The organism is Pseudomonas orientalis, assembly GCF_001439815.1.
GTDB classification, from domain to species: domain Bacteria; phylum Pseudomonadota; class Gammaproteobacteria; order Pseudomonadales; family Pseudomonadaceae; genus Aquipseudomonas; species Aquipseudomonas orientalis.
On record NZ_JYLM01000004.1, the window covers coordinates 379,634 to 397,848 of the forward strand.

Genomic DNA, 18,215 nt, shown 5'->3' on the forward strand with positions numbered 1-18,215 from the left:
AAGCCCCCTCCCACATTGGTTGTGTGGTGCTTAGAGGGTGAGAGTCAGGCGTTTGACCAAGGCGCCTGGCAGCAAATTCGACGCGGTGTTGCGCTGGCTGTACGTACTGGCCGACAACAGCAGCTCTCGCTCGACCGTCAACGCTTCCAACTGCGAGCCCAGCAGGCTGTACACGCTGTCATCAAAGCGCATGGTGCTGACCGGTGCCTTGATCTCGCCGTCTTCCACCCAGAACGTGGCGAAGCGGGTCATGCCGGTCAGGCGCGCCGCCGGCAGGTCGGAGTAGTTCAGGTACCACAGGTTGCTGATGTACAACCCGGTGCCCAATTGCTTGAGGATATCGGCCTGGGCCAGGTTGCCGGCGGCCATCTGCAGGGCGCTGGGGGACTCGTCGCTGCCGGCGCCGTTGGCACTCAGGCCATATTCGGCGGCGCTGCGCGAGTTGACCAGTTGGCCGTCGGCTCGGCCCGCATTGATCAACCTGACATCGCTGCGCGGGTAGCCTTCGCTGGAAAAGGCCTGGCTCAGTGAACCGCTGATCTGCTCGGTCACCGTCACCAGCGGGCTCAGCTGTTGTTCGCCGGCATACAGGCGTTGCAACGAGCTGCCTTTGCTGGCGATGGCCTGCGCGGAAAAACCACCCCAGGTAATAATGCTGATGAGCTCTTCGAGTGCCGCCGGCGCGAGGTAGGCGCGGTACTGTCCGGGCGCCAGCGGGTACAGCGGTCGGCCCAGGAAGTGGAGCTGATCGCGGGCCTGTTGGACGCGCCGGGCGAACTCGGCGCTGTCCCAGGTGTGCCCGGCATAGCTGGCCTTGACCGCTTCGCCATTGGCGTGGAACAGGCTGAAGTCAAAGTTGAAGCTATTGGCCTGGTGCCAGCCGAACGCGCCGTTGGAGCTGGCAAAGCCACGGCTGATGGGGCCGGCGGCATAGAAACCGACCAGGTCCACGCCTTCGGCGGCCTGGCTGATGTCTTGCAGCACCTGGGCCAGCTCCGGCAGGGGCCGCAGTTGTTCATTGTGGCTTTCCCAGGCGCTGTGATTCAGCAACAGGTATGGGTCCGGCGGCAGCAACGGCAAGGTTTCACGCAGCTGTTGCAGGCCATCGGCCAGACGCTGGCGATCCAGATCCGGCTCGCCGGACAGGGTGATGCCCAGGTCAGCGTGGCGGCCCTCGTTGATCAGCTTGAGGTTCAGGCTGGCCTGTTGCACCTGGCCGGCCTGGCGCACCTGCGCGTGGTTGAAACGCACGAATTCTGACGCTTCATCCGCATAACCCAGGTGAAATTGTTCCTTGTCGGTGATGGCCTGCTTGAGCCAGTCCACCAGTGCCTTGAAATTGTTCATCAGGCGTCCCCCCCGAATACATCGACGTTACTGAACACACAGGCCGGCGACGCATGGCCGACGCGGATCACCTGGTTGGGTTCGCCCTTGCCGCAGTTCGGCGTGCCCAACACCTTGAAGGTGCTGGCATCGCCGACCGCGCTGAGGTTGCGCCAGAACTGTGCGGAAATGGCGCGATAGTTGGGGTTCTTCACCACACCCTTGAGTTCGCCGTTTTCGATCAACCGGCCCCACTCACACCCGAACTGGAACTTGTTGCGCGCATCGTCGATGGACCACGAGCGGTTGGTCGACATCAGGATGCCGTGTTCAATACCGCCCACCAATTGCGCGAAGTTTTTATCGCCGGGCTCGATATTCAGGTTGGCCATGCGATCGATGGGCGGGCGGTTCCAGCCGCTGGAACGGCTGTTGGCGACGCCTGGCAGGTTGGCGCGAAATTGCGACAACGCACCGCCCAACGGCTTGAGCAGCAGCCCTTCGCGGATCAGGAATTGCTTGCTGGCGCGGGTGCCGTCATCGTCATGGCTGTAGCTGGCGAGCTGCTCGGGGATGTCCGGGTCGAACGTCACGTTGAGCAGTTTGGAGCCATATTGCAGGTGACCGAAGTCGCTGGCCTTCACGAAGCTGGTGCCGGCGTAGTTGCGCTCGTCGCCAAGGATGCGGTCCAGCTCCAGCGGATGGCCGATGGACTCGTGGATCTGCAGGATCATCTGGTCGGGCATCAGCAGCAGATCACGTGGACCCTGGGGCGTGTTCGGTGCCAGCAGCAATTGCAACGCTTCGTCGGCCACGCGCGGCGCGGCGCCGATCAGGCCGAAGCGGCTGATCACGTCAAACCCGCCTTGCTGGCCGAAGTTGCTGCCGCCCAGGGTGCGGGTCTGGCTGTCGTTGCCATCGAAGGCTGTGACGTTGACGCCGGGAAATACAAAGCGCTGAGCCTGGCGCAGTTCGGCGCCAGCCGTATTGAGGTAGATCTGTTCGACGGTAGTCTGGCCCAGACTCACGTCCCAGCTCACCAGGCGCTCGTCCCTGGGCACGGCGGCCGACTCATCGCCGAGCAGTTGATAACAGTCGCTCAGGGACGGGAAGGGCTGGTCGAAATCGGGCGACAGATAATCGGCAATGTCGCTGGACACCGCTTGCTCACGCAGGTCGAGCAGGGCATGGGGCAGGATCTGCCGGGCTTGCTGCTCGGCGCGCTCGAGGGCGGCTTGCAGGCCGGCCAGGGAAATGTCGTTGGTCGCGGCGTAGGCTTCCACGCCGTTGAGGCGCACGGTGAGCATGGCGCCTTCGTCATGGCTCAGGTGGGGCGGTTCGGCGACGTTCTTGCGCACCGACAGGTAGCGGCCGGATTCGCGGACATAGCGCAGGGAGAAGAATTGGGCGTTGGTGCGCAGGGCACTGAAGTGTTTCTTGAGCGTAGCGTGGTGTTCGAACATGGGGCCTTCCTTGTGGGCGGCTCAGCGCGGGCAGACCAACAGAGTAGGCCGGGGCAGGGAGCTGATCAAGGGAGGTGGTTGTGTGGTGTTTGTTCGGGCCTCATCGGGGGCAAGCCCCCTCCCACATTTGAAGGTGTTCACAAATCAAAGTGTGGGAGGGGGCTTGTCCCCGATGGGAGCGCCGCAGTCTTTCAGTTACTGCGCAATTTCACGCATCGGCTTGCCACGCACCGGCGCATCGCCTGCGACGTAGTAGTCGGCGGTGCTGCGCGGCAGCGGCTGGCGGCCACGAATCTTGTCGGCGATTTTCTCGGCGATCATGATCGTCGGTGCGTTCAGGTTGCCGGTGGTGATGATCGGCATGATCGACGCATCGACCACGCGCAAACCCTGCATGCCGTGCACGCGGCCTTCGCCATCGACCACCGCCATCTCGTCGGTGCCCATCTTGCACGAGCAGGACGGGTGGAACGCGGTTTCGGCGTGCTCGCGGATGAACTTGTCCAGTTGCTCATCGGTTTGCACTTCAATACCTGGGCTGATTTCGCGGCCGCGATACGGGTCCAGCGCCGGCTGTTGCATGATTTCGCGGGTCAGGCGGATGCCATCGCGAAATTCCTGCCAGTCCTGCTCGGTGGCCATGTAGTTGAAGAGGATGCTCGGGTAGTCCCGTGGGTTCTTCGACTTCAGTTGCACGCGACCACGGCTCGGCGAACGCATGGAGCCCATGTGTGCCTGGAAACCGTGCTCTTTCACACCATTGCTGCCGTTGTAGTTAATCGCGACCGGCAGAAAGTGGTACTGAATGTTCGGCCATTCGAAATCCGGACGCGAACGGATAAAGCCGCCGGCCTCGAACTGGTTGCTGGCGCCGATGCCGGTGCCGTTGAACAGCCATTCGGCACCAATGGCCGGCTGGTTGTACCAGAGCAGCGAGGGGTACAGCGACACCGGCTGGGTGCAGGCGTATTGCAGGTACAGCTCAAGGTGATCCTGCAGGTTTTCGCCGACGCCCGGCAGGTCATGGACCACCGGGATGTCGAGGCTTTCCAGCAATTTGGCCGGGCCGACGCCGGAGCGTTGCAGCAGTTGCGGCGAGGCGATTGCACCGCTGCACACCAGCACTTCCTTGCGCGCACGGGCTTCGACGCGCTCTTCGGCGGCGCCGATCAGGTAACGCACGCCAACGGCACGTTTGCCTTCGAACAACACTTTGTCGGTGAGGGCGTGGGTAACGATGGTCAGGGTCGAACGCTTTTTGGCGGTGTCCAGGTAACCGCGTGCGGTGCTGGCGCGACGGCCATTGGGCGTGACGGTACGGTCCATCGGGCCGAAGCCTTCCTGCTGGTAGCCGTTCAAGTCTTCGGTACGTGGGTAACCGGCCTGTACGCCGGCTTCGACCATGGCGTGGAACAGCGGGTTATTGCCCGCTTTCGGCGTGGTCACGCTGACCGGGCCGTCGCCGCCGTGGTAGTCGTTGGGGCCGATGTCGCGCGTCTCGGCCTTGCGGAAATACGGCAGGCAGTCCAGGTAGGTCCAGTCTTCCAGGCCCGGCAGCTTCGACCAGTTGTCGTAGTCCATGGCGTTGCCGCGGATGTAGCACATGCCGTTGATCAGCGAAGAGCCGCCCAGGCCCTTGCCGCGACCGCACTCCATGCGGCGGCCGTCCATGTGTGGCTCCGGATCGGTTTCGTAGGCCCAGTTGTAGCGGCGGCCCTGCAGCGGGAAGGCCAGGGCGGCCGGCATCTGGGTACGGAAGTCGAGGCGGTAGTCGGGGCCACCGGCTTCGAGCAGCAGAACGGTGACGCCTTCGTCTTCGGTCAGACGGGTCGCCAGGGTGTTACCGGCGGAGCCGGCACCCACAATGATGTAGTCGTATTCTTGGGACATTGAATGCACCCTCTTGATGTGTGGTCAGGTCGGGCCTCATCGGGGGCAAGCCCCCTCCCACACTGACTGTGTTCGCAAGTTCAGATGTGTAAACACAGTCAAATGTGGGAGGGGGCTTGCCCCCGATGGCGGCCTCAAAGGCAATACAAATCCCAGGTGTCAGAACACCGAGGCGTAATCACCCAATTCAACCTGTACCGATTTGATGCGCGTGAAGTTGTTCAGCGAGCTGATCCCGTTCTCACGGCCCACACCCGATTGCTTGTAGCCCCCGACCGGCATCTTCGCGTCGGACTCGCCCCAGGCGTTGATCCAGCAGATACCCGCTTCCAGCTGATGAATCACGCGGTGGGCGCGGTTCAGGTCGCGGGTTACAAGGCCGGCGGCCAGGCCGAAGTCGGTGTCGTTGGCGCGGCGGATCACTTCTTCTTCGGTTTCGTAGGTGAGGATGCTCATCACCGGGCCGAAGATTTCTTCACGCACGATCACCATGTCGTCTGTGCAGTCGGTGAACACCGTCGGCGCCACGAACGCGCCTTTGGCCAGGTCGCCGTCGGTCAGGCGGTCGCCGCCGCACAGCAGGCGCGCGCCTTGCTCTTTGCCTTTGGCGATGTAGCCCAGCACGCTTTCCATGTGGGCGAAGCTGACCAGCGGGCCGAAGTTGGTGGTGTCGTCCTGCGGGTCGCCCACACGGATGCGCGCAACGCGTTCAAGAATCTTGGCTTCGAACGCCGCTTGCAGGTGCTTGGGCACGAACACGCGGGTGCCGTTGGTGCAGACCTGGCCGGAGCTGTAGAAGTTGGCCATCATCGCGATATCCGCGGCACGGTCCAGGTCGGCGTCTTCGAACACGATCAGCGGCGACTTGCCGCCCAGTTCCATGGTCACTTCCTTGAGCGACGAGCTGGACGCGCTGGCCATGACTTTCTTGCCGGTGTCGGTGCCGCCGGTGAACGAGACTTTCTCGATGCGCGGGTGCTCGGTCAGCCAGGTGCCGACTTCACGGCCGCTGCCGGTCAGGACGTTGAACACGCCGGCCGGCACACCGGCTTCGGTGTAGATCTCGGCCAGTTTCAGGGTGGTCAGCGAGGTGACTTCGCTGGGCTTGAAGATCATCGCGTTACCGGCGGCCAGGGCCGGAGCGGATTTCCACAGGGCGATCTGGATCGGGTAGTTCCACGCGCCGATACCGGCGACCACGCCCAGCGGCTCGCGGCGGGTGTAGACGAAGGAGGTGTCGCGCAGTGGAATCTGCTCGCCTTCGATGGCCGGCACCAGGCCCGCGTAGTATTCCAGCACGTCGGCGCCGGTGACGATGTCGACGTATTTGGTTTCGGAGAACGCCTTGCCGGTGTCCAGGGTTTCCAGGGCGGCCAGCTCATCGTTGCGCTCGCGCAGGATGTCGACGGCGCGACGCAGGATGCGCGAACGCTCCATGGCGGTCATGGCGGCCCAGATTTTCTGGCCTTTTTCGGCGCTGACCACGGCGCGCTCAACGTCTTCCTTCGTTGCGCGTTGCACTTGGGCGAGAACTTCACCGTTAGCCGGGTTGATGGCTTCGAAGGTGGCATCGCTGCCAGCGTCGCTGTAGCCGCCGTCAATGTAGAGTTTTTGCAGTTCGAAACGGGCCATAAAGTCCTCGCAAGTGCATAAGTGGTTGGCGCGGTTCGGGAGTTGAGCGGTTATGTGCTCTGACTCACCTGCTTGGCCAATTGAAAATCCATGTATTCGTGCGCAATGCGTTGCGCCTGCTCCGTGTCGAAAGCGTCTCCCGACAGGGCACCGCGCAACCACAAACCGTCGATCAGGGCCGCCAGGCCTCGGGCTGCGCTGCGTGCTTCGGGCAATGGCAGCGCACGGCGGAACTGGCAGCACAGGTTGGAATACAGACGTTGATCGTTGATCCGCTGCAACCGGTGCAAAGACGGGTGGTGCATGCTGGAGGCCCAGAAGGCCAGCCAGGTTTTCATTGCCGGGCCGTTGACCTGGCTGGCGTCGAAGTTGCCGGCGACGATCACCTGGAGGTGGGCGCGCGGGCTGTCATCCTTCAACGCTTGGCGACGAGCGTGGATGTTTTCCATCAGCACGCTCATCAAGTACTGCATCGTCGCCGCGATCAGGCCGTTCTTGTCCCGAAAGTAGTGACTGATGATGCCGTTCGAGACGCCTGCCAAACGGGCGATCAGCGCAATGCTGGCATCTCCCATTCCGACTTGATCGATGGCCGTCATCGTGGCTTCGATCAACTGCTGGCGGCGTATGGGTTGCATACCGACCTTGGGCATGTAGCACCTCTCCTTTGGCCTGCCGACAGGCGATCCACGTCCGTCGGCTTGAGGGCCAGTCTATTTTGTTTTGATTGAACGTTCAATCAACAAAGAATAAGCTCTGCGACAAATGGTCGCTGCCTACAGATGTTTCCTACCTGAGAGCCGCGACCGCTGACACCTGCGAAAACCCCTGAAACAGGCCGTATCAGGGCCTGAGCACCGCTTCGGCGAGGTTCAGGATTTTCGGGATGTCTTTATAACACCCGTCCGTCGACTGCCGAAAAATCGATGTCCCGGGATAACCGTTGCCTTGTGTTTCTCTCTCGCACTGCCCGGAGCATCTGCGCCATGAGTTCTGCCTCTCTTATAAAGACCCCGCCGGAAAAGGTTCGGGTCAACGGTTGGGTGTTCTACACCTCCACCGCCTTGATTCTGTTGTTGACCGCCATTCTGATCATCGCCCCGCAGGAGGCCGGGCGCATGCTCGGCGTCGCCCAGGCCTGGCTGTCGAAAAGTTTCGGCTGGTACTACATGGTGGTCATCGCCGCCTACCTCGTCTTCGTGGTCGGCCTGGCGTTTTCGTCCTATGGCAAATTGAAACTGGGCAGTAAGGACGACACCCCGGACTTCAGCTACGGCGCCTGGGCCGGCATGTTGTTCTCGTCGGGCATCGGTATTTCGCTGCTGTACTTCGGCGCCTCCGAGCCCCTGGACCACTACTTCAACCCGCCCGAAGGCGCAGCCGCCAGCAATAGCGCCGCACGCCAGGCGCTGCAGTTGACCTTCCTGCATTGGGGCCTGCACGGCTGGGCGATCTATGCCCTGGTCGGCCTGGCCGTGGCGTACTTTGCGTACCGCCATAACCAGCCGCTGGCCTTGCGCTCGGCGCTGTACCCGCTGGTGGGCGAGCGTTGGGTGAAAGGCGCGGCCGGCCATGCGGTGGACGGTTTCGGCATGTTCGTGACCTTGCTCGGCCTGGTGACCAACTTGGGGATCGGCTCGATGCAGGTCTCGTCCGGGCTGGAAAACCTGTTCGGCATGCAGCACAGCAATACCAACCTGCTGATCGTGATCATCGTGATGAGCACGGTGGCGACCATCGCCGCCGTGTCGGGTGTGGAGAACGGCATTCGCCGTCTGTCCAACCTCAATATCGTGCTGTTCAGCGGTTTGCTGATCTTCGTGCTGCTGTTCGGCCCGACCCTGCATCTGCTCAATGGCCTGGTGCAGAACACCGGCGATTACCTCAACGGTATCGTGCTGAAAACCTTCGACCTGTATGTGTATGAAGGCGACGGTGCCAAGACCGAGCGCTGGATGGGCCTGTGGACCCTGTTCTACTGGGCCTGGTGGATTTCCTGGGCGCCCTTCGTGGGCATGTTCATCGCGCGTATTTCCCGTGGGCGGACCGTGCGCGAACTGGTGGCGGGCGTGTTGCTGATCCCGCTGGGCTTTACCCTGGCGTGGTTGTCGATCTTCGGCAACTCGGCCCTGGACCTGGTGTTGAACCACGGTGCGGTGGAGTTGGGCAAGACCGCCCTGGAACAGCCGTCCATGGCTATCTACCAACTGCTGGAACATTACCCGGCGTCGAAAGTCGTCATTGGTGTGTCGATCTTCGTGGGCTTCGTGCTGTTCCTGACCCCGGCGGATTCCGGCGCGGTGATGATGGCCAACCTGTCGTGCACTGGCGGCAACGTGGACGAAGACGCGCCGCACTGGCTGCGGATCTTCTGGTCGGCGGTGATCACCTTGGTGACCATCGGCCTGCTGTTCGCCGGCAACTTCGAAGCCATGCAGACCATGGTGGTGCTGGCGGGACTGCCGTTCTCGGTGGTGCTGGTGCTGTTTATGTTCGGTTTGCACAAGGCGATGCGCCAGGACATGGCGATCGAACAGGAGCAGGCGCAATTGGCTGAGCGCGGCCGTCGTGGTTTCAGCGAGCGCTTGACCGCGCTGGACCTGCAGCCGAGCCAGGGCACCGTGCAGCGTTTCATGGACAAGCACGTTACGCCGGCGCTGGAAGAAGCCGCGTCTGCGTTGCGTGAGCAGGGCTTGCACGTGCAGACCTTGCTCGGCAAATCCAAGCGCTGCATCGGTGTACGGATCGAGAGGGAGGAGGGCAACCCGTTTGTCTACGAAGTCAGCCTGGATGCCTATTCGTCGGCGCCGAGCGACCTGCCTGAGGAAGAACGTACGCGCTACTACCGTGCCGAGGTCTACCTGCACAACGGTGCTCAGGAATACGACCTGATGGGCTTCACTCAGGAGCAGATCACCCGGGATGTGCTCGATCAGTTTGAAAGCCATCGGCAGCTCCTTGGCCGGGTCTACAGCTGATGCTTGAAGGCCGGTGGCGTTGTCCTGACGCCCCGGCTCCCTGTAGGAGCGAGCTTGCTCGCGAAAGACGTGAACGATAACGCAGCGCTAATCTGGTAGCCCGTGTCGCTCGCTCGTTTTTCGCGAGCAAGCTCGCTCCTACAGGGGGCTATTGATGGCTCCAACGATCAATAAGGTTCTAGCCCAGGTTCTTGCCCAGCAGGGCATGGTAGAGCTCGCTGTCGCCGAGGATCCCCACCACTTTGTTGTTGTCATGCAACACCAGCTTGTTGCCTGTCTGATAGCGAATCTGCAACGCATCGCGCATGCCGATATTGGAGTCCACCAGGGTCGGCACCCGGCCCAGCCCTTCCACCGCTTGCCCCGGCGCCCAGTTCTGCAGGTTCATCGCCATGCCATTCTGACGCGCGCCCTGGATGGTGTTGCCTTCGGCCAGGTCCAGCCACGAGTCGCCGCCCGGGTCCAGGCATACCGAACCGTTCACCCGCGTGCAGTTGTCCAGGGTGCGCATCAGGCTGCGGCCGCACAGTACGTTCAGCGGATTGGTATGGGCGACGAAGGTGCGCACATAGTCGTCCGCCGGGTTCAGCACGATCTCTTCCGGCACGCTGTACTGGATGATCTTGCCGTCTTTCATGATCGCGATGCGGCTGCCGAGTTTCAGCGCCTCGTCGAGGTCGTGGCTGACGAACACGATGGTCTTGCTCAGCTTGCGTTGCAGCTCCAGCAGTTCATCCTGCAGACCTTGGCGGATCAGCGGGTCGAGGGCGGAGAAGGGCTCGTCCATCAGCAGGATGTCAGCGTCCATCGCCAACGCGCGTGCCAGGCCGACGCGTTGCTGCATGCCGCCGGACAGCTCGTCCGGCTTCTTGTTGCGCCATTGGGTCAGGCCCACCAGTTCGAGTTTTTCGTCGACCAGCGCGCGCCGTTCCTTTTCCGGGCGACCCTGCATTTCCAGGCCAAAGCTGATGTTTTCGCGCACCGTCAGCCAGGGCATCAGGGCGAACTTCTGGAACACCATGGCGATGCGTTTGGTGCGCATCATTTTCAGCTCGGCCGGCGTGCAGGACGCGATGTCGATCTGGCGACCTTCATGCTCCACGAACAGTTGGCCACGGCTGACGGTGTTGAGGCCGTTGATGCAGCGCAGCAGGCTGGATTTGCCGGAGCCCGACAGGCCCATCAGCACGCAGATCTCGCCTTTCTCGACATCCAGGCTGGCTTTTTCCACGCCGACGATCTGGCCGGTCTTTTTCAGGATTTCATTGCGGCTCATGCCCTGGTCCAGCAGCTTGAGCGCTTCGCGTGGGTCTTTGGAGAAGATCACGTCGACATTGTCGAATCGGATAATGCTCATGCATCACCCCCTACTTTGGCGTCGGGTTGTTTGCAGATACGGTCGAGCATGATGGCCAGCAGCACGATCGCAAGGCCGGCTTCGAAGCCCAGGGCGATGTCGGCGGTGTTGAGTGCGTTGACCACCGGCTTGCCGAGGCCATCGGCGCCGACCAGCGCGGCGATCACCACCATCGACAACGACAGCATGATGCATTGGGTAATGCCGGCGGCAATGCTCGGCATGGCGTGAGGCAGTTCGATGCGCGAGAGCAGCTGACGGCGCGAGCAGCCAAAGGCCTTGCCGGCGTCCATCAACTCCTGCGGGACATCACGGATACCCAGGTAGGTCAGGCGGATCGGCGCGGCAATCGCGAACACCACCGTGGAAATCAGCCCAGGCACCACACCCAGCCCGAAGAGGGTCAGGGTAGGGATGAGGTAGACGAAGGTCGGTACGGTCTGCATCAGATCGAGTACCGGTCGCATCATGGTGTAGAACATCGGTTTGTGCGCGGCAACAATGCCCAGCGGCACGCCGATGACCACGCAGACCAGGGTGGCGAAGAGCACCTGGGCGAGGGTTTCCATGGTTTCCTGCCAGTACCCGAGGTTAAGGATCAGCAGGAAGGAGGCAATGACAAAAATAGTCAGTCCCCATTTACGTTGGATAAAGTGAGCCAGCAGCGCAATCAGACCGATCAATGCCAGCGGATTGAACCAGGTCAGCGCAAACGTCACGCCGTGGATCATCGTTTCCAGTGTCGATGCGATTGCGTCGAAGTAGTTGGCACCGTGTTGGGTCAACCAGTCGACGAAGGCAGCGATGTACTGGCCTAGTGGGATTTTCTGTTCAGTCAGCATGGTAGTGAATGTCCACATGCGAAGGGGAATACATCCCGGGGCAGCGCACCGCCCCGGGGTCAGCGGGGGTTACTGGGCGAGGTAAGCCTTGACGGCGTCGAGTCCGGGTTTGCCATCGACGGTGGTGACACCGGCGAGCCAGGTGTCGAGCACTTGCGGGTTTTTCTTCAGCCAGGCCTTGGCGGCGGCGTCGGCCTTCATCTTGTCGTCCAGGACGTTACCCATCAGGGTGCTTTCCATGTCCAGGGTGAACACCAGGTTTTTCAGTAACTGACCAACGTTGCTGCATTCCTGGGTGTAGCCCTTGCGGGTGTTGGTGTAGATGGTGGCCTGGCCGTAGTTGGGGCCGAACGAATCGTCACCGCCGGTCAGGTACTTCATCTTGAAGCGGGTGTTCATCGGGTGCGGTTCCCAGCCGAGGAACACAATGGCCTGGTTGCGCTTGGCGGCGCGTTCGACCTGGGAGAGCATCCCGGCTTCGCTGGATTCGACCACCTTGAAGCCGGCGGTCTTGAGGCCGAAAGCGTCTTTGTCGATCAGCGTCTGAATGGTGCGGTTGCCGTCGTTGCCCGGCTCGATACCGTAGATCTTGCCGCCCAGCTCATCCTTGAATTTGGCGATATCGGCGAAGTCTTTCAGGCCCTTGTCATACAGCGCTTCGGGCACCGCCAGGGTGTACTTGGCGTTCTCCAGGTTGGCGCGTACGGTTTCCACGGTGCCGGCTTCGCGGTACTGCTTGATGTCGTTTTCCATGGTCGGCATCCAGTTGCCGAGGAAGATGTCCATGTTCTTGCCGTCAGCCAGGGACTTGTAGGTCACCGGGACCGAAATCATCGTGGTGCGTGGCTTGTAGCCCAGGCCCTTGAGAATTTCGCTGGTGGTCGCGGTGGTGACGGTGATGTCGGTCCAGCCGACATCGGAGAAGTTGACGGTCTTGCACTGTTCCGGTTCTGCGGCGTGCGCCATGACCGGCAGACTCAGCATGGCGGCCAACAACAACGAGGGTGAACCTTTCATCGGGGTAGACTCCTGTGTTTTTTCTGGCGGCATTCGCCGCGCTTTATAAGTGCTGCTATTGGAGTGTGCGTCGGACAGCTCTGGCACGGTGCCTTGCAAACGAGTCGAGACTGATCATGTACCAGTGAAAATCTGACGCCTACAGGGGGCGTCGTATCCAGTACAGGGAGGGTCGCATCCAGTGTCGGTGACGTCGCTTACAGGTTTTTACCACGGTGAAACGGCTGATTTCATGTATCTGCACCGTTAAAAACGGCCAAAACAGGCGACTGCACGTAAGCGACGCTGGTGAGCATGGGTGCGTCGGTGTGAGACGCCGTGACGGCGGGGAAAAGCCGGATGATGCCGCCATCTGGGCGATCTGAGCGTAGCACCTCGTTCAAGCCTGGCCGTGCTTATCGAGGAGTTCTACCGCAATGGCTATCAGTGTTTTCGACCTGTTCAAGATCGGCATCGGGCCTTCGAGTTCTCACACCGTCGGCCCCATGCGCGCCGCGGCGTTGTTCGTTCAAGCATTGCGTGAACGCGACCTGTTGGAGCAGGTCAGGCGCGTCGAAGTTCAGCTGTACGGCTCGTTGTCCGCCACCGGCATCGGCCACGGCAGCGATACCGCCACCATCATGGGCCTGATGGGCGAATGGCCGGACGCGATCGATCCGTCGCAGATCGGCGTGCGCATTCACGCGCTGCGCGAAACCGACACCTTGTTGCTCGACGGCCGTTTGCCGGTGCCGTTCGTGTGGTCACGGGACATGCGCCTGCTCGACGAAAACCTGCCGTTCCACCCCAATGCCATGACCCTGGTGGTGTGGGGCGATGACGGCGAGTTGCACCGCGACACCTACTACTCGGTGGGCGGTGGTTTTGTGGTGGATGAAGCCCAGGCGCAAAGCGGCGTGGCGGATATGGACGGCACCGTACTGCCCTACGATTTTTCCAGCGCCGCAGAGCTGTTGCAACTGTGCAAGACCCACAACCTGCGCGTCGCCGAACTGATGCTGGCCAATGAAAAAACCTGGCGCTCCGAAGAAGAGATCCGCAGCGGCCTGATGAAACTCTGGCGCGCCATGCAGGACTGTGTGGAGCAGGGCCTCAAGCACGAAGGCATCCTGCCCGGCGGTCTCAACGTACGCCGTCGCGCGGCCAAGCTGCACCGCAGCCTGCAGGAGTTGGGCAAGCCGAATGTAATTGGCTCGACCTTGAGCGCCATGGAGTGGGTCAACCTGTTCGCCCTGGCGGTCAACGAAGAAAACGCCGCCGGTGGGCGCATGGTCACCGCACCCACCAATGGCGCGGCGGGGATCATTCCGGCCGTGCTGCACTACTTCATGAAATTCAGTGAACAAGTGACGGAGGCCAACGTGGTCGACTACCTGCTCGGCGCGGCGGCGGTGGGCATTCTGTGCAAGAAGAACGCCTCGATCTCCGGTGCCGAAGTCGGTTGCCAGGGCGAAGTCGGTTCCGCCTGCGCCATGGCCGCCGCAGGCCTGGCCGAAATTCTCGGCGCCACGCCGGAGCAACTGTGCAACGCCGCGGAAATCGGCCTGGAACATAACCTGGGCCTGACCTGCGACCCGGTGGGCGGCCTGGTGCAAGTGCCGTGTATCGAGCGCAATGCGATTGCGGCGGTGAAGGCGATCAACGCGGCGCAGATGGCCCTGCGCGGCGACGGCCAGCACTTCATCTCCCTGGACCGGGTGATCCGCACCATGCGCGATACCGGGGCGGATATGCACGACAAGTACAAAGAGACGTCGCGGGGTGGGTTGGCGGTCAGTGCTGTCGAGTGCTGAGGCCGCGTCGCCTGCATCGGGGGCAAGCCCCCTCCCACAGGGGAACGCATTTCAAATGTGGGAGGGGGCTTGCCCCCGATAGCGGTAGTCCGCTCAATACTGCTCATAAATTGCACACCCCAACCAAAACCGCCACCTTTTAGCGCGTCGCAAATAGATAAGTAGCCTACGAACGATTTACCCCGCTGCCACCCGTCCCCCGCGCTTTGGGTGACAGACTTCTCCTACACCCGCAAAGCGCCTTCCCACAAGTGCTACCGTTCTGCTCACAGCCCTTGACCAGCCATCCCCGTGCGTTATATCCCGCGTTCAATGCGCGGGCTTATATAGACGCATCGACAGGTCGTTTTCAGGATTTGTTGAATGGCCATTCAATTTCAGGCATGGCATTTGCTCTATCAATTCAAAGCCTCTCTCCCTCGCAGGGGATGAGCGCAATAACAAGAGCCTCGCCTGAGGCCATCACCCGCTTTGTGTGAGGAGATACTGTGATGACGTCGTCCAACGCCGGGGCCCAACCCCAGAACCGTGCGCCTCAATCCATCGGCTTTTTGCTGCTGGACAATTTCACGCTGATTTCCCTGGCGTCGGCCGTGGAACCCCTGCGCATGGCCAACCAGCTGTCCGGCCGCGAGTTGTATCGCTGGACCACCCTGAGCGTCGACGGCAACCAGGTATGGGCCAGCGACGGCCTGCAGATCACCCCCGATGCCGCCATGCACAAGGCCCCGGTCCTGGACACCGTGATTGTCTGCGGTGGCGTGGGCATCCAGCGCACCGTCACCCGCGAACATGTGTCGTGGCTGCAAAGCCAGGCGCGCCAGTCCCGTCGCCTCGGTGCGGTGTGCACCGGCAGTTGGGCCCTGGCCTGCGCGGGCCTGCTCGATGGGTTCGATTGCAGCGTGCACTGGGAATGCCTGGCGTCGATGCAGGAAGCGTTTCCCCGCGTGGCCATGAGCACCCGCTTGTTCACCCTCGACCGCAACCGCTTTACCAGCTCCGGCGGCACCGCGCCGTTGGACATGATGCTGCACCTGATCAGCCGCGACCACGGCCGTGAACTGTCGGCCGCCATCTCCGAGATGTTTGTGTACGAACGCATCCGCAACGAACAGGATCACCAGCGCGTGCCGCTCAAGCACATGCTCGGCACCAACCAGCCCAAGCTGCAGGAAATCGTTGCGCTGATGGAGGCTAACCTGGAAGAGCCCATCGACCTGGACGAGCTGGCGGTCTACGTCGCTGTGTCGCGTCGCCAGCTGGAGCGGTTGTTTCAGAAGTACCTGCACTGTTCGCCGTCGCGCTATTACCTCAAGCTGCGCTTGATCCGTGCGCGGCAGTTGCTCAAGCAGACGCCGATGTCGATCATCGAAGTGGCGTCGGTGTGCGGGTTCGTGTCCACGCCGCATTTTTCCAAGTGCTACCGCGAATACTTCGGCATTCCGCCACGGGATGAGCGCGTAGGTTCCAACACCACCCAGCAAGTGGCGATGATGCCGATTCCGCAGGCACTGGTGTTGTCACCGCTGTCGGGGCCGATGTCGGCGTTGAGCCAGGCGCGCAATGAGTCGACTTTCGCCAGCGTACGGCTCTGACACTGGCCGCTTTAAATTGTAGGAGCGAGCTTGCTCGCGAAAAACTCAAGATCGCGGTGGGGCGTCTGAGGCCCCGCGTCATCGTTGACGATCTTCGCGAGCAAGCTCGCTCCTACAGGGTCTGTCTCAGGCGCCGGAGTTCTGCTTGAACTGCATCAAAGCCGGCAGCAACTGCTTATCGATCGCCTGGCGCACCGCCGGCAAAATCGTCGCGCTGCCGCTGTACATTTTTTCCACCATGCCCTTGAGCGCCTTGGCCCGCGCGGCGCTCAAACCGCGTACCGCGCACTCGCAAGCCTGCTCGGCAGTGGCGCCGCTGGACACTTCAAAACCCAGCGAGCGCAGTTGGCCCAGCAGGTCATCCTGGTCAATCAAATCCGCGTGCATCATGACGTTTATCCTGGTGTAGGGAGCGGGGATTGAGCTGGATTCTGGTAGGCCCCCGGGCGGTGGGCAAGCGCAGAATCGAGCAATGGCTCGGATGGCTATGAACAGGTCGTTTTCGGGTCACTCGGGCCTGCCAGTAATAGGCACACTGACCCCAGGCACGCAGCTTGACGGTTTGGTCACCCTCGGGATGCACGGCTCACACAAGGCACCTCCGCCCCGATCCGGTCACAGCTGGCTCGGGGCTTTTTTTGCCGGCAAACCGATGACCCGGCCGAGCAGAGCGGGCCTTGGCAGCTCGGCTTGTTCAGCGCTGATCGCGGCAAGCCTTGCCAGCGTAGCCTCACTGAACGGTGTCGCCTGCGGCCCGGCGAGGTCGACATGCAGCAGCATCTGTTCGTTGCCGGCCAGCGCCTTGTCATCACCCACCCGGTGCAGGCTGTGATAGAGATGCAGGCGCTTGGCATCAAAGGCGATCAGTTGGGTGTGCACCTCGACCTCGGCCCCCAGCTTCACCTCGTGCAGGTAATTCAAATGCAGCTCCAGGGTGAACAGCGAGTGGCCGCTGGCTTCGCGGTTGCTGCTGTCCAGGCCAAGGGTGTTCATCAGCGCGTCGGTGGCGTAGCTGAAAATCAGCAGGTAGAACGCGTCGCGCAGATGGCCGTTGTAGTCCACCCAGTCGGGCTGGATTTTGGTGGTGTAGGTGGTCAGTGCGGGCATGGTAGGAATCCAATTCGGTATGCGGTCAAATGCTTTTTGTAGGAGCGAGCTTGCTCGCGAAAAACTCAAGATCGCCGTGGGGTACCTGATGCCCCGCGTTATCGTTGGCGATCTTCGCAAGCAAGCTCGCTCCTACAGGGTTATTCGGCGAAGGTCATGCCGTGTTTGGCCTTGGTGGTTTTTACCGCCTCCAGCACCGCCAGCAGGCAATCATCACGATAGCGCTCCAGCGCTGAAATGCTATGGCTACCCAGTTGGTCGCTGGTGCCGGCGACCACATCGTCAATCAACTTTTCGGTCAATTCAGGCGCTGGCAGATAAGTCCACGGCAACTGCAACGCCGGACCGAACTGCGCCATGAAGTGGCGCATGCCCGCGTCGCCTCCCGCCAGTGTGTAGGTGAGGAAAGTGCCCATGAACGACCAGCGCAGGCCGGCGCCAAAACGAATCGCATCGTCGATTTCACCGGTGGTTGCCACGCCATCGTTGACCAGATGCAGCGCCTCGCGCCACAGCGCTTCCAGCAGTCGGTCGGCAATAAACCCAGGCACTTCCTTGCGCACGTGCAGAGGGCGCATGCCGAGGGACTTATACACCTTGATCGCGGCCTGGATCGCCTCCGGCGCGGTGCGCTTGCCGCCCACCACTTCCACCAGGGGCAACAGGTAGACCGGGTTGAACGGGTGGCCGACCACGCAGCGTTCGGGGTGGGTAGCGCTCTCATAAAACTCGCTGGGTAACAGGCCGGAGGTACTCGACCCAATCAACGCATTCGGCTTGGCTGCCGCACTGATCTGGCTGTGCAATTGCAGCTTCAGCTCCAGGCGTTCCGGGGCGCTTTCCTGGATGAAGTCGGCGTCTTTGACGCACTCCTCGATGGTGCTGACAAAGCGCAGGCGATCTTGGGATGCGTCCGTGGCCAGGCCTTGTTTCTCCAGCGCGCCCCAGGCATTGGCGACACGCTTGCGCAGCGCCGCCTCGGCACCGGGCGCCGGGTCCCAGGCCACGACATCCAGGCCGTGGGCGAGGGCGCGGGCTACCCAGCCGCTGCCGATGACACCGCTGCCGAGGGCGGCGAAGGTTTTGATTTCTGTGATAAAGCGCATGGGTGCATTCCTAAAGAGTTTGGTGATCCCCTGTGGGAGGGGGCTTGCCCCCGATGGCGGACTGTCAGTCGATGCATTCGGTACTGAGCCACCGCTATCGGGGGCAAGC

At 61.8% G+C, this 18,215-nt stretch carries 14 protein-coding genes; 3 read left to right on the plus strand and 11 right to left on the minus strand.

The window, feature by feature from the left end:
• Nucleotides 1-30: 30 nt before the first annotated feature.
• The 5 genes from TU82_RS13000 to betI all read right to left on the minus strand — a co-directional run bounded on the left by TU82_RS13000 (nt 31) and on the right by betI (nt 6,964).
• On the minus strand, nt 31-1,347 hold the full coding sequence (locus TU82_RS13000) for a TldD/PmbA family protein (protein WP_057723579.1): 1,317 nt from the start codon (nt 1,345-1,347) through the stop codon (nt 31-33).
• Nucleotides 1,347-2,789, minus strand: a complete 1,443-nt coding sequence (locus TU82_RS13005) for a TldD/PmbA family protein (RefSeq protein ID WP_057723580.1) — start codon at nt 2,787-2,789, stop codon at nt 1,347-1,349. Before TU82_RS13005 ends, TU82_RS13000 begins: the two co-directional genes overlap by 1 nt.
• A 195-nt stretch (nt 2,790-2,984) precedes the next feature.
• The gene (gene betA, locus TU82_RS13010) at nt 2,985-4,679 is read right to left on the minus strand and encodes a choline dehydrogenase (RefSeq protein WP_057723581.1); all 1,695 of its coding nucleotides are present in this window, start codon (nt 4,677-4,679) and stop codon (nt 2,985-2,987) included.
• A 159-nt stretch (nt 4,680-4,838) separates the two neighbouring features.
• Nucleotides 4,839-6,311 carry a betaine-aldehyde dehydrogenase gene (gene betB, locus TU82_RS13015; protein ID WP_057723582.1) on the minus strand — a complete coding sequence of 491 codons (1,473 nt, stop codon included), beginning with the start codon at nt 6,309-6,311 and terminating at the stop codon, nt 4,839-4,841.
• A gap of 50 nt (nt 6,312-6,361) precedes the next feature.
• Nucleotides 6,362-6,964 carry a transcriptional regulator BetI gene (betI, locus tag TU82_RS13020; protein ID WP_057723583.1) on the minus strand — a complete coding sequence of 201 codons (603 nt, stop codon included), beginning with the start codon at nt 6,962-6,964 and terminating at the stop codon, nt 6,362-6,364.
• 390 nt (nt 6,965-7,354) lie between these two features.
• Between betI and TU82_RS13025 the strand changes: the two genes are divergently transcribed.
• Nucleotides 7,355-9,289 carry a BCCT family transporter gene (locus TU82_RS13025; protein WP_231982802.1) on the plus strand — a complete coding sequence of 645 codons (1,935 nt, stop codon included), beginning with the start codon at nt 7,355-7,357 and terminating at the stop codon, nt 9,287-9,289.
• Between the two features lie 178 nt (nt 9,290-9,467).
• Here the strand turns inward: TU82_RS13025 and choV are convergent, their stop codons facing one another.
• From choV to TU82_RS13040, 3 genes are all read right to left on the minus strand, one after another.
• Nucleotides 9,468-10,646 carry a choline ABC transporter ATP-binding protein gene (choV, locus tag TU82_RS13030; RefSeq protein ID WP_057723585.1) on the minus strand — a complete coding sequence of 393 codons (1,179 nt, stop codon included), beginning with the start codon at nt 10,644-10,646 and terminating at the stop codon, nt 9,468-9,470.
• Nucleotides 10,643-11,488 (minus strand): choline ABC transporter permease subunit, encoded by an 846-nt coding sequence (choW, locus tag TU82_RS13035; RefSeq protein WP_057723586.1) that lies wholly within the window; start codon nt 11,486-11,488, stop codon nt 10,643-10,645. Before choW ends, choV begins: the two co-directional genes overlap by 4 nt.
• Nucleotides 11,489-11,557: 69 nt before the next feature.
• On the minus strand, nt 11,558-12,505 hold the full coding sequence (locus tag TU82_RS13040; RefSeq protein WP_057723587.1) for a choline ABC transporter substrate-binding protein: 948 nt from the start codon (nt 12,503-12,505) through the stop codon (nt 11,558-11,560).
• 416 nt (nt 12,506-12,921) lie between these two features.
• Between TU82_RS13040 and TU82_RS13045 the strand changes: the two genes are divergently transcribed.
• On the plus strand, nt 12,922-14,298 hold the full coding sequence (locus TU82_RS13045; RefSeq protein WP_057723588.1) for an L-serine ammonia-lyase: 1,377 nt from the start codon (nt 12,922-12,924) through the stop codon (nt 14,296-14,298).
• A 491-nt stretch (nt 14,299-14,789) separates the two neighbouring features.
• A complete protein-coding gene (gene gbdR / locus TU82_RS13050) occupies nt 14,790-15,893 on the plus strand; it encodes a choline metabolism transcriptional regulator GbdR (protein ID WP_057723589.1) in 1,104 nt (367 codons plus the stop codon).
• A gap of 126 nt (nt 15,894-16,019) precedes the next feature.
• Here the strand turns inward: gbdR and TU82_RS13055 are convergent, their stop codons facing one another.
• The 3 genes from TU82_RS13055 to TU82_RS13065 all read right to left on the minus strand — a co-directional run bounded on the left by TU82_RS13055 (nt 16,020) and on the right by TU82_RS13065 (nt 18,106).
• On the minus strand, nt 16,020-16,283 hold the full coding sequence (locus tag TU82_RS13055; protein ID WP_057723590.1) for a hypothetical protein: 264 nt from the start codon (nt 16,281-16,283) through the stop codon (nt 16,020-16,022).
• A 225-nt stretch (nt 16,284-16,508) separates the two neighbouring features.
• Nucleotides 16,509-17,000, minus strand: coding sequence for a thioesterase family protein (locus TU82_RS13060; protein WP_057723591.1), 492 nt, complete (start codon nt 16,998-17,000; stop codon nt 16,509-16,511).
• Nucleotides 17,001-17,140: 140 nt separating this feature from the next.
• The gene (locus tag TU82_RS13065) at nt 17,141-18,106 is read right to left on the minus strand and encodes an L-carnitine dehydrogenase (RefSeq protein WP_057723592.1); all 966 of its coding nucleotides are present in this window, start codon (nt 18,104-18,106) and stop codon (nt 17,141-17,143) included.
• Between the last annotated feature and the right edge of the window lie 109 nt (nt 18,107-18,215).